This window comes from Pseudomonadota bacterium (assembly GCA_026388255.1).
Taxonomy (GTDB): Bacteria; Desulfobacterota; Syntrophorhabdia; order Syntrophorhabdales; family Syntrophorhabdaceae; genus JAPLKB01.
Genome location: JAPLKC010000037.1, coordinates 31862 through 43377 on the forward strand (window position 1 = coordinate 31862; position 11516 = coordinate 43377).

An 11516-nucleotide genomic window follows, 5' to 3' on the forward strand; every position below is an offset into this window, starting at 1 on the left:
AATAAGAAAGTGTAAAATGGCTACAGGGAAATAATATAAAAACTGAACACTACTCGAAGAGGATGTAAAACATGAAGACAGTCGGAATTATCGGGGGGATTGGACCGGAGTCAACCGTTGAGTACTATCGATTGATAATCCAATTGTATCGCCAACAAGAACTCGATGGCACCTACCCCCAAATCGTTATCAACAGTATTGACATGAAAAAGATGCTGGATCTGATAGAGGTGAACAATTTGGCGGACGTCACTACCTATCTCCTGGCAGAAATCAGGAATTTGGCCTTTGCTGGAGCCGATTTTGGCCTCCTGGCCTCCAACACGCCACATGTTGTATTTGATGCGCTTCTTCCACAATCGCCGATACCCTTGATCAGTATTGTCGAAGTAACCTGCCGGGCCGCTAAGAAGCAGGGGCTAAAGCGTGTAGGACTTTTCGGCACCCGTTTCACGATGCAGGGGCGATTCTATTCTGATGTACTTGACAGAGCAGGGATAACCTTGGTCCTGCCGGGTACTGAAGAGCAAGCTTACATTCATGACAAATATATGAGTGAATTGGTGAACGGGATTCTGCTGTCTGAGACGCGAGAGGGCTTATTATCGATAGCCCGTCGATTGAGGGTCGAGGAAAAGATAGATGGCTTGATACTGGGTGGTACGGAATTACCACTGATCATGCGAGGTACTGAAGACCAGGGCATCCCTTTTCTGGACACGACAAAGCTTCATGTTGAATCTGTGGTTTCAAGGCTATTGCAATAGTGACCGACATGGCCTCAAGGTGCATCACAGAAGAGAGTGCCTTTGAGAAAGAAGAAAGGAGAGAAAATGAAAACGATATGTTTGATCGGGGCCTTTGACACCAAAGGTGCGGAGTATGCCTTCGTTCGCAAGCAAATACTTGCCAGAGGACATAAGGTACTCACAGTCAACACAGGCACAATGGGTTCAACCGACCTTTTCCCTGTGGACGTACAGGCCTATGATGTCGCACAGGCCGGCGGCGGCAGTCTTGAACAACTTAGAGAGCGGAAAGACCGTGGCGAGGCAATGAAGGTTATGTGTGCGGGTGCACCAGCAATAGTTAAATCGCTTTATGATAAGCAGATGTTTGACGGTATCATCGGTATGGGTGGCACCGGAGGAACAGCAGTTGTGACTTCAGCCATGCGTGTCCTTCCGGTTGGCGTACCCAAGGTCTGTGTCTCTACAACTGCATCAGGCGATGTCGGAGTTTACGTGGGAACAAAGGATATCACGATGATCCCCTCCATCGTCGACGTGGCCGGTATTAATCGCATCTCCCGCATCGTTTTCTCACGCGCCGCCGGTGCGATTTGCGGCATGGTGGAAACCGATATCCCCGAAAGCTCAGAAGACAAGCCGGTCATCGCCGCATCTATGTTCGGCAACACGACTCCCTGTGTAAACGCCTGCATGGCAAATCTTTCGAACGAGGGATACGAGGTCCTTGTCTTCCACGCAACCGGAACCGGCGGGAAGACGATGGAAAGCCTCGTGAGGGAAGGTTTGGTTGACGCTGTTCTGGATATCACAACAACGGAATGGGCAGACACTGTTTGCGGCGGGGTATTCGATGCCGGCTCCGAACGACTCGATGCTGCCGGACAAATGGGAATACCGCACCTCATCGTACCGGGATGCGTGGACATGGCCAATTTCGGTGGAATGGACACAGTGCCCGAAAAATACAAGAAGGGAAACCGCACATTCTACGAATGGACTCCATCAGTTACCCTGATGCGTACCGACAAAGAAGAGAATGAGAAAATGGGAAAAGTATTCGCGGAAAAGGCGAACGTTGCCAAGGGGCCGGTTGCATTTCTCATCCCTCTCAACGGGGTATCCATGCTCGATAGCGACAATCAGCCGTTCTGCGACCGCGATGCCGATAAGGCAATGTTCGACGCCATCAAGGCAAACCTCAGGGAAGGTATTGAAGTAGTCGAGATGGACAACAATATCAACGATCCGGAGTTCGCAACCAGGGCGGTTGAAATGATGCTGGCCCTTATTAAACAAGCCAGTGCCTGACCCGGAGGACTCTTTCTCCCTCGTAGCAGTCCAGAAGGACGTAGTTGGCTAACGTGACAAAGCCGGCTCCATAGGGGGGGGGGTGACAGGTGACTAAGGTAAGGAATGATTGCGCAGAAGACAGATGACTGAACATGGAGATAGGTATCAAATTATTCCGTGTTGATGGATAACACTTTTTGTATGATTCATAGACAAAAGGAGGCGTTATGAACATTTTTATTGAATATTGTGCTGCTTGAAACTTTCTTCCTCAAGCTTCCAGGGTGGAAGCGGAATTGAAGTCAAAATATCCTGATTCAATTATTAAATTGATCGAAGGCGGCGGCGGCATCTTCGATGTAAAGTTTAACGGCAAGTTGATCTACTCTAAACAAAATATTAAGGGACAGCGATTCCCTGACAAGGGAGAAATCTCCAGGTTGATCGACCAGGAGATAGGCTGACTTTTAACAGGAAGCCGTAAGTAAAGTCGAGGTGTAGAAGGAAAGAAGGGCAAATAATAGTGTATAAAAAGCCCTCTTTATTTCTGTGAAACGATGTGGTATATGAGAAGTCTCTCTTAACTCGCACAGCATACGAGAAGGGGAGGTCGGGGTATTCGCTTGCGGGTCCCTTTATGCTCGTGAAGAACTCAACCTGTTTATTGACGGGCCGGTTAAGTCACTTTGATAAAAAGATGAAAACAATAATTTATGACGGAAAGCTGAAGTATGTTAAGAACTACCCCGCCCCCATACCAGAGGAGGGAGAGGCCCTGATACGGGTAACATTGGCAGGTATCTGCAATACCGACCTTGAAATCATGCAGGGCTATCTGGGATTTCAGGGTGTTATGGGGCACGAATTTGTTGGGGTTGTTGAAAATGTGAATAGCAAAAGCTGCCATTTAGTCGGAAAAAGGGTGGTCGGAGAAATTAATTGCGACTGCGGTGTCTGCGATTACTGCATGAAGGGTCTTCAAAAGCACTGCCCTGACCGGAAGACAATGGGGATTTCAGGTAAAAACGGGGCCTTTGCCGAGTACATAACGCTGCCGGCAGACAATCTGTTGGAAGTGCCGGACAACCTTTCCGATGAAGAAGCTGTATTTGCCGAGCCTTTGGCGGCTGCCTTTGAGATATTGGAACAGCTTCATATAAAACCAACAGATAGGATTATTATCCTCGGAGATGGAAAACTGGGAATACTCGTCTCCCTTGCCCTCAATCTTACCCAGGCCGATGTAACACTTGCCGGAAGGCATGAAAAAAAATTGCAGGTCGCACGGGAACAGCACGTAAAGACTATTCATCTCAAGGACTTAAACATCAGAAAGGAATACGATGTTGTTGTGGAGGCAACAGGCTCTGCAGACGGTTTTGATTTTGCCCTTAAACTGGTGAAACCAAGGGGGACAATCGTTCTGAAAACCACCGTTGCATATGGAAAAGAGATGAACCTTGCACCTGTTGTGATTGATGAAATACAGGTTATCGGCTCACGTTGCGGACCCTTTGAACCGGCGCTCCGGGCAATGGCAAAAAAGCTTATAAACGTAAAGCCTCTTATAAGTGCGACTTACAAACCGGACATGGTATTGGCAGCCTTTAAAAAGGCAAGATCAAGAGAAGCGCTTAAAGTACTTCTGGACTTCAGTTAAGCAATCAGGCTATTTTTTTATAATTACCCATAATCCCCCTTCGGTAACAAGTTCAGCATGTCCGGGTATCTTGCCGGTGCCTATGTCTTCAAGCAATCTGTCTGCCGTTATCTCAGTTTTACCGATCATTAAATTGAGTTCGCGTGACCTTTCCCCAATTACATTAATCACTTCTTTGGGGGTATATTTTCCGAAACCGCCGCCTACCATTGCAATCCCGTTTTTTCTTAAAACCCTGTATATTGCTGAAAAATCAACCTTGAAGAGAGACGGAAAGAATAATGCGCCCCGAAATATTACCAGATCAATCGAATGCCCTGCGATCCCCATTAGCGAGGCATTGCTCTCAACAACCCGTATCTCATTGTCAATTTTATGCTTTTCCGCCTTTTTACGGAAGAAGTCCCCCATGTCCGGCGGAAATGCTGCAATCGAAAAGGAGTCGCCGATCCCGTGAGTATGCATAGAAAATACAACCCCGCAGAAAGGACCCATTTCAAGGATATCCCCGGGCCTGCGGCCATAGATTTCTTCTATATGCCTCATTAAATAAGGATAAACAGGATTCCACAGGTCATAAAGTTCTTTAATAGGGTCAAGGTCGACTGTGTTCATAGGTTTTTCACAGACTTTATAATAACAGATACGTTGGGGATCATAAACAGAATTTCTTGTTGAACGCCCGATGCGGAAATATGAGTTGTTCAACAGCAGGTTTTATGATAAGTACAAAAAGGGATTTTTCTATTGGAACCGAAAAAAATAACAAAAGAGATATACCGGATAGGCGGGGCTGATCTTACATCTGCGAAAGATTGTGCCGTATATCTTCTGGACCTTGGTGAACTTGTTTTGATAGATATCGGTTCAGGTGAGGGTTTTGACAAATTGATTGACAATATTGAAAAGGCAGGTTTCAGGCCTCAAGATATCTCCACCATGATAATGACTCATTGTCATGTTGACCATATCGGAGGCGCCGGCGCCTTTCGTGAACACTTCGGTACACGTCTTATCATGCACGCCCTGGATTCAGAGATCGTTGAAAGAGCAGATATGAGACTAACGGCAGCTCTTTGCTTTAATATTAATTTTCAGCCTCTCGCTGTTGACACAAAGCTCATGGGCGAAAAAGGCATAATTACAATCGGCAGGCACCAAATATCCTGGCTCCGCACACCGGGTCATACACCGGGCTCTATATCTGTTTATGTGAATATTGACGGTAAGAGGATTCTTTTTCCGCAGGATATTGCAGCACCGCTTCTCAAGGAATTCGACTGTGATCCTGCTGCATGGATGGAGTCTATCAATAAATTACTTGCCCTTGATGCAGACATCCTTTGTGACGGACACTCGGGCGCCTACGGACCGAAAAATGTTGTAAAGGATTACCTGGAATATTGTATAGATTCCCAGCGTCAGATGGGGTATATAACCCTATAATAATCATGATAATTAACCGATTTTTCTGTATAATTACAGGAGAGATAAAGGATGAATAAAATTATCGAATGCGTACCGAATTTCAGTGAAGGCAGAGACACAGATAAAATAAAAAAGATCACAGGTGCATTTCAAGGAATTGACGGTGTAAAATTTCTCGATTATCATAAAGACGCAGACCATAACCGGCTTGTTGTCACTGTAGTCGGCGAACCGCAGCCCCTTATGCTTGCAGTCGTTGCCGCTGTCGGCGTTGCTGTAGAAATTATAGATATGCGGACACACCGGGGTCAACATCCAAGGATGGGCGCTGTCGATGTAATTCCCTTTATCCCTATAAAGCATGTCACCATGGAAGAGGCTGTCCTGCTTTCAAAAGAGGCGGCAAAGGCAGTCTGGGAAGCTTACCGGCTTCCTGTCTTTTTGTACGAAGCCTCTGCTGCAAACCAGGAAAGAAAAAATCTGGCCGACATACGCAAAGGACAGTTTGAGGGGATGGCGGAAAAGATAAAGATGCCCGAATGGAAACCTGACTACGGAGATGCCCGGATACACCCTACAGCAGGGGTGGTTGCCATCGGCGCCCGTAAGCCCCTTATTGCCTTCAATGTAAACCTCGATACGGATAACATTGAGATAGCAAATGCTATAGCAAGGTCAGTTAGGCATATAAGCGGGGGACTCAAGCATTGCAAGGCCATCGGTATTGCGCTGAAGGAAAGGGGTATTACCCAGGTTTCCATGAATATGACGGATTTTACAAAAACACCGCTTTACCGGGTGGTTGAACTTATCAGGATCGAGGCAAAACGATATGGCGTCAATGTCGCAGGAAGCGAGATTGTAGGCCTTGCCCCGATGGAAGCATTGGTTGACGCTGCTTCTTATTACATGGGGCTGGAGAATTTCACGATAGAACAGGTGCTCGAAGCAAGGATCACGGAGTAAGAGGGCACAGGATCATCCTCGCCGTCGCCGTCATAGTTTATTTTTATACAAACACAGGCTGTGCAGACGGCCCCATCCCTATATGCTGAATCTCCATTTACAGAAGCAGTCAGCAGGGTGATCAGGCGGCGCAAAAATACACTCTACTTTGATGCCCTTATCAACTGCATGGGCAAAGGATTCAAATTCTCTCTGATGCATATCGCGGCAGTAGAATTCAGGCAAACCGCGTTTTACCCGCGCAACCTGTGTAACGCATCGGGGCGCGGAAACAATAACCTCGTCCTCTTTTTCTTCAACAAGATAACCTACAATCATTGTCCAGGGACAAAACTGCATTGCCTTCGCAAACCCTTTCAGCCCTTTTTCCTTGATGTGAAACCGGCTTACGATATCCTTTGCCGACATACCGGCAATTTTTCCCCAGACTGCCTCATCAAGATATTCCGCTGCTGCCCGGTCATATTTTTCTTCCACACAGAGAAACCAGAAGCCATCGACTACCCTATAGTGCCAAAGCAGAAATTTAAGATAGCCTTTAAGCTCCTCCTTCTCCAGATTTTCAAGTATTCCCAAGTCCATAAAATATACCCCTTGTTTACATATAGTTCTTTTTTTTCCAGCATTCTATAACATAATCATATTGTTCGGGATTTTTATTAAATATAAATTTACGCATGACCATCCTGTCCACTGCAAAAAATATCCGTTCAAAAATGCCCCTCGAACAACGGTTTTTAATACGATAAATCAGTTTTTCCGTCGCCTTTTCCAATCTCGATTCAATATCAGGAGCCCTGACCTTGTTCGGAATCCCGACCTTGCAAAAAATAAAGTCGGATAATCTTGTGTGGCAAACATCCTGAAGAGCGACCAGTTTTTTATTTACCGTCTTTCCGCCCATAAACCCCACGCTGGAGATGGCGAGGGTATGTTTATCTTCAAGTGCAAGGGTAAAGCCGAGCAAATAGGTTATACGTTCATAAAAACGCTTGTAGCAAGCCGTGGTAAGCCCGTTACGTACAGGCGACCCGATTACAAAACCGTCCGCTTCCAGCATTGCCTGCCTGATTTTATCCATATCATCAGTCAGCGCACACTTGCCGGTTTTCAAACATTGAAAACATCCTATACACTCTTTGATATCAGCGTCTGCCAGACGGAGATTTTGAACCTCGACATCTTTTGCTTTAAGGTAAGATGAAACAATTGCGAGTGCTTCGGCTGTAAAACCTCCCTGTTTTGCGTTTCCATTGATGACAAGTATTTTCATTTGTTTTGCCCCCTGAGAGATTATTTAGCTTTTCGGGCAATACTATCTTCAGGTCATCTCCTTGTATATACAAATTTCTAAAAATTATCAAGATTAATGCTTTACCGGGGTTTTCATAGACAATGCTGAAGCGCTATTTTATTTAACGCGGCATATAAGTGATTGCAATAAAATAAGGCGCCATATTTGAGTAGCAGGCAACTCCAAAAATTAAAATACTTTCCGCAGTTAGGCTATCACGGTTTTTGGTTCTTCCAGGGTACTATTCTGAGCCGTAACTGCAATCTCACTAATCTGTCCATCTCTCATTTCGAGCATACGGTCTGCATAGCGGGCCAATTCCTGATTATGAGTCACCATGATGACTGTCAGACCTTCACTCCTGCTGAGTCCTTGAAGAACCTTTACAATTTCTTCGGAACGTTTTGTATCAAGGTTTCCAGTCGGCTCATCGGCCAGGAGTATTTTCGGCTTATTTACCATGGCCCTTGCTATTGCCACCCTCTGCATCTCGCCGCCTGATATCTGACCCGGGAGATGATCCTTCCGGTGGTCTATGCCCATAAGGGCAAGCAGTTTTTCCGTTTCCTTCTCCGTGCCCGGCTTACGATAAAATGTAAGGGGCAGCATCACGTTTTCTGACACATTCAGGGTCGGGATGAGATAGAAATTCTGGAAGATATAGCCGAATGTCTCTCTCCTTATTTTTGTCAATTCACGTTCAGAAAGGCGTTTTTTCTTACCGAAGATTGATCGGCCATCGAGAAAAAGCTCCCCTGACGTGGGATTATCAAGACAACCGAGAAGGTTGATCAGTGTGGTTTTGCCCGACCCCGAAGGCCCTATAATGGAAACGAAGTCCCCCGCGTTGATCCGGAAAGAGACGCTATTTACGGAAATTACCTCTTCGACTCCACGGGAATAGATTCTGGTAAGGTTTATTGCTTCTATCACATTCTGGCTCATCTGCCTGCCTCCCCCCTGATTGCCTCCAGGGGCCTTATCCTGCCTGCTCTCCATGCGGGATAAATGCCGCTTAAGAGTCCGATGCAAAGGATTCCAATCAGCGTGATTACAATAAGTTTCAGATCAATGAGTACGAGACCGCCGCCAGGGGCGTAAGGCAGAATACGGCGCATTACTATATCCGTTATCCTTGAAAGTGTAAGCGCAAAGATAATGCCGAGAACGCCGCCTATTGCGCAAAGCATGAGGGTTTCCATCCAGATCAGTTTAAATACGTCCCAGGGCATGGCGCCGATGGTTTTTAGAATACCGATCTCCTGAAATCTTTCCCAGACTGACGTGAGGATTGTGTTTACTACTCCGACCATGGCTATCATAATAGCAATGATCGCTATGGAGAGCACCATCACCTTTGCAGTGGAAATAAGCTTCATAATGGTGTCTTTCACCTGGGCCAGACTTACTATCTGGACATCAGGCAGCTTATACAGTTTTTCCTCAAGGTGCCCGCTGTCAACACCCTTTTTTAATTTGATGCCTATGGTAGTGATTTCGTTGGGTCTATTGAATATCTTCTGTAGTGTATTGAGGGGTACAAAGACTGTTCCGTCGTCCTGCGTGCCTGTTCTGTCTAAAATACCCACCACCTTGAACTGGACGTTCTTTTCCGGCATAAGGATCATATCGCCCACTTCGCGCTGTTCAAGCTCAGCCGCCTCAAAACCCATGACAGCCTCATGACTGTTTGTATCAGTAAACCACTTGCCCTGTCTGAATTTGAGAAAGGGTTTCATTTCGGCGAAACTTTTGGGTTCCACCCCGAAGTATCCGGCTATACCCCCGTTTGCCCCTTTATTCGGATCAAAAACGGCTGACATAAGGATCGGCGTGATCTTTTCCACTTCAGATTCTTTCATAATATCCTTCATGATGGACTCGTCCATATAGCGCAGTCCTGTCCCTCCCTTGAGCATCAGGGTAGCAGCTTCATAGGGACAGCCTTTGGCCATGATCATCAGTTGGAAGCCCATGTTGTCAATATCCCTGTTAAGAGAGGTCTCGTAGCCGCGGTTGAACCCCAGTAAACTCACAAGGACCCACGCTGAAAGGGCGATGCCGACCATGGTCAAAAGGCTTCGCACCTTTTTTCTGAAGAGATTTTTATAAGCTACCTGAAATATGGTGATCATTTATTTCGTGCCTCCTTCGGAAGATTGGACCGGTTGTGCGGAAAGAACAAACTCATCCATAAGGATAAGGTTTTTTTTCGTGGCCCTGAGTGCTGCCCTGAAATCAGCCTCGGCCTCCGGCGCAGGATTCTTTATTGCATCTACCTTTCCGGATGACTTGCCTAAAACCGCATCATAATTGGCGAAATCCTTGATTGTCAGGCCTATGAACTGCTTCCCGAACTTCTGATCCCGCAGCTTTCCGGCATACTGGCTCGTCATTTTCTGTATATAGAAGCCCCTGATGGTTCCTTCGAGGTTCAGCACCAGGAATACCTGGATGCCCCCGAACTGGCCCTTCTGGTTTACCCCGTGGATATAGCCGATCTTCTTTTTATTTGTAAAGATCTCGTAGATCGTGTACGGGACGTCGATGGTTTCATAAATGCCCTGGAATTTAACTCCAAGTCGCGTTTCCACTGTTGTAAGGAGTGTTTCGCCCCCCTTTTTCAGAATTGAGGTGTAGATCGTCTTATACCCTGTTGATTCCGGGAAAAGTCTTGCCACATCGCGGTCAGGATCGTTCAGATCACAACCCACCGCTCCGAAGACTGCTGTGTAAAATGCAAAGACAAGGAATAAAGCTAAAACTATGTGTTTTATCATTGGAAAGTCCTTTATTTTTCTATTCATATCACCGGCATATAGAAATAAAATTGCAAAACAACACTGTTGTCACTTCTGTTGTGGTCGTACTGATACATCATGCGGACTGTCAGATTTGAGGTGACCAGACTTGAAATGCAAAATGCCGCCTGCCATTTTTTTTCATCGCCGAACTTCCAGTACGTCGGCTGAGCTTCAATTTTAAGCCTTCCCTCAGGGTCCACATTGAAGCCCAACCGGTACATGAGCGCGTAAGTATCCTGATTGAGCCACGTTCCTGTGAGCACATCAAAACGGTGCTCAAAGCTGTTCCTTAAAATTGTCAGGTCAGCGCCTGCAAGTCTCATCTCCTGGGGTTTCTGGTCCAACAGGTTGTAACCCATGGTGTCGAGTGTGTTCCCGTAACCGAGGGAAAAACCCAGGTTGAAATTGTCCTGACTCAATACTCCATATGAAATTCTTGCTGCAGCCATAGAATTGCCCTTCGTATATACGGGCATACCTGAACCCGTGGTAAGGCTGGCTGCAATATCTCCCCATGAGAAGTCCTTGGAAAGCCCTCCGCCCCAGTCACGGTCATATCCGAAGCCCTGTACAGCAAGGGTGCGGAGCAATAGGCCGTGGCTGTCGAAGTAGGACCCGAGACCGAAGGCAGGACGGTTATGCCCGACCCATACATAAGGCCCGGGAGTTTTTACTTTAAAATATGCGTTATATACCTGGGGTTCCCACTTTATGCCGTTTGCCCCGTCCAACCCGTTGATAGTCAAAGCAGCACGAGCCTGGAGGGCGAAGGTGCCCCAATCTCCGGACTCGCCGGAAAATCGTTTTAAATAATCGAAGCCCACACTTGGTTTCTGCATCTCCGCATCCGGGTTCATTGAATAGTAAACCGGCTTTCTCAGTTCGGAAGAATAGCCGGCAATACCCTGGGCTTCGAAATAGAGAAGCTGATCCGCGGCTTGGACTGTATTAGTAACAAATAAAAGAACTGCGCATATAATGAGGGTTCTAAACGTTAAAATTGTATCTGCCCCTTGCGACGACTTTTCCATCTCTCATGACGGTAAGTTTAATTTCCCAATCCCCGGGCATGACAATGTTTATAGGCAGGAGATAGTCCCCTTTCTTTGAAAGCACAAACGGCCGGTCTCCCGTTGCATGGGCGCCTCTCATGGAAGGCATATCAGTATCAGCTTTCACTTCGAAAGAGGTATCTTTCTTACCTTCCCTGGTAAATATCTCCACCTTCATGATCGCTGTGCCGAGCTTTGGTTTCTTATCAAAACCATATATCAGATAATAGCCATTCCCAATCTGCACCTTTTTGCCTGGCTCGGACATGA

At 46.5% G+C, this 11516-nt stretch carries 13 protein-coding genes and 1 pseudogene; 6 read left to right on the top strand and 8 right to left on the bottom strand.

Features of this window, described 5'->3' with window-relative positions; genetic code table 11:
- The first annotated feature begins 71 nt into the window (after positions 1-71).
- From NT178_04640 to NT178_04655, 4 genes and pseudogenes are all read left to right on the top strand, one after another.
- Positions 72-767, top strand: coding sequence for an amino acid racemase (locus tag NT178_04640; protein ID MCX5811816.1), 696 nt, complete (start codon positions 72-74; stop codon positions 765-767).
- A 66-nt stretch (positions 768-833) separates the two neighbouring features.
- On the top strand, positions 834-2060 hold the full coding sequence (locus NT178_04645; protein ID MCX5811817.1) for a Tm-1-like ATP-binding domain-containing protein: 1227 nt from the start codon (positions 834-836) through the stop codon (positions 2058-2060).
- A gap of 263 nt (positions 2061-2323) precedes the next feature.
- Positions 2324-2506: pseudogene (locus NT178_04650) on the top strand (Rdx family protein).
- A gap of 233 nt (positions 2507-2739) precedes the next feature.
- Entirely contained in the window at positions 2740-3702 is a 963-nt protein-coding gene (locus tag NT178_04655; protein MCX5811818.1) for an alcohol dehydrogenase catalytic domain-containing protein, read from the top strand.
- Positions 3703-3711: 9 nt separating this feature from the next.
- Here NT178_04655 and NT178_04660 read toward each other — a convergent pair whose 3' ends face one another.
- On the bottom strand, positions 3712-4317 hold the full coding sequence (locus NT178_04660) for a hypothetical protein (protein MCX5811819.1): 606 nt from the start codon (positions 4315-4317) through the stop codon (positions 3712-3714).
- Positions 4318-4449: 132 nt separating this feature from the next.
- Here NT178_04660 and NT178_04665 point away from each other — a divergent pair, with 132 nt between their 5' ends.
- Positions 4450-5148, top strand: coding sequence for an MBL fold metallo-hydrolase (locus NT178_04665; GenBank protein MCX5811820.1), 699 nt, complete (start codon positions 4450-4452; stop codon positions 5146-5148).
- A gap of 51 nt (positions 5149-5199) precedes the next feature.
- A complete protein-coding gene (ftcD, locus tag NT178_04670; protein MCX5811821.1) occupies positions 5200-6096 on the top strand; it encodes a glutamate formimidoyltransferase in 897 nt (298 codons plus the stop codon).
- Positions 6097-6174: 78 nt separating this feature from the next.
- Here the strand turns inward: ftcD and NT178_04675 are convergent, their stop codons facing one another.
- The 7 genes from NT178_04675 to NT178_04705 all read right to left on the bottom strand — a co-directional run.
- A complete protein-coding gene (locus NT178_04675; protein ID MCX5811822.1) occupies positions 6175-6678 on the bottom strand; it encodes a DUF6125 family protein in 504 nt (167 codons plus the stop codon).
- A gap of 16 nt (positions 6679-6694) precedes the next feature.
- Positions 6695-7369 (bottom strand): flavodoxin family protein, encoded by a 675-nt coding sequence (locus tag NT178_04680; protein MCX5811823.1) that lies wholly within the window; start codon positions 7367-7369, stop codon positions 6695-6697.
- Between the two features lie 228 nt (positions 7370-7597).
- A complete protein-coding gene (locus NT178_04685; protein ID MCX5811824.1) occupies positions 7598-8335 on the bottom strand; it encodes an ABC transporter ATP-binding protein in 738 nt (245 codons plus the stop codon).
- The gene (locus NT178_04690) at positions 8332-9525 is read right to left on the bottom strand and encodes an ABC transporter permease (protein MCX5811825.1); all 1194 of its coding nucleotides are present in this window, start codon (positions 9523-9525) and stop codon (positions 8332-8334) included. Before NT178_04690 ends, NT178_04685 begins: the two co-directional genes overlap by 4 nt.
- Complete coding sequence (locus NT178_04695) at positions 9526-10197, bottom strand: hypothetical protein (protein MCX5811826.1); 672 nt, start codon at positions 10195-10197, stop codon at positions 9526-9528. It abuts the gene before it with no gap.
- Positions 10194-11225 (bottom strand): hypothetical protein, encoded by a 1032-nt coding sequence (locus NT178_04700; GenBank protein ID MCX5811827.1) that lies wholly within the window; start codon positions 11223-11225, stop codon positions 10194-10196. Before NT178_04700 ends, NT178_04695 begins: the two co-directional genes overlap by 4 nt.
- Positions 11182-11516 (bottom strand): hypothetical protein (locus NT178_04705; GenBank protein ID MCX5811828.1); only part of this gene is annotated, 335 nt, incomplete at its 5' end. The genes NT178_04705 and NT178_04700, both read right to left, overlap by 44 nt.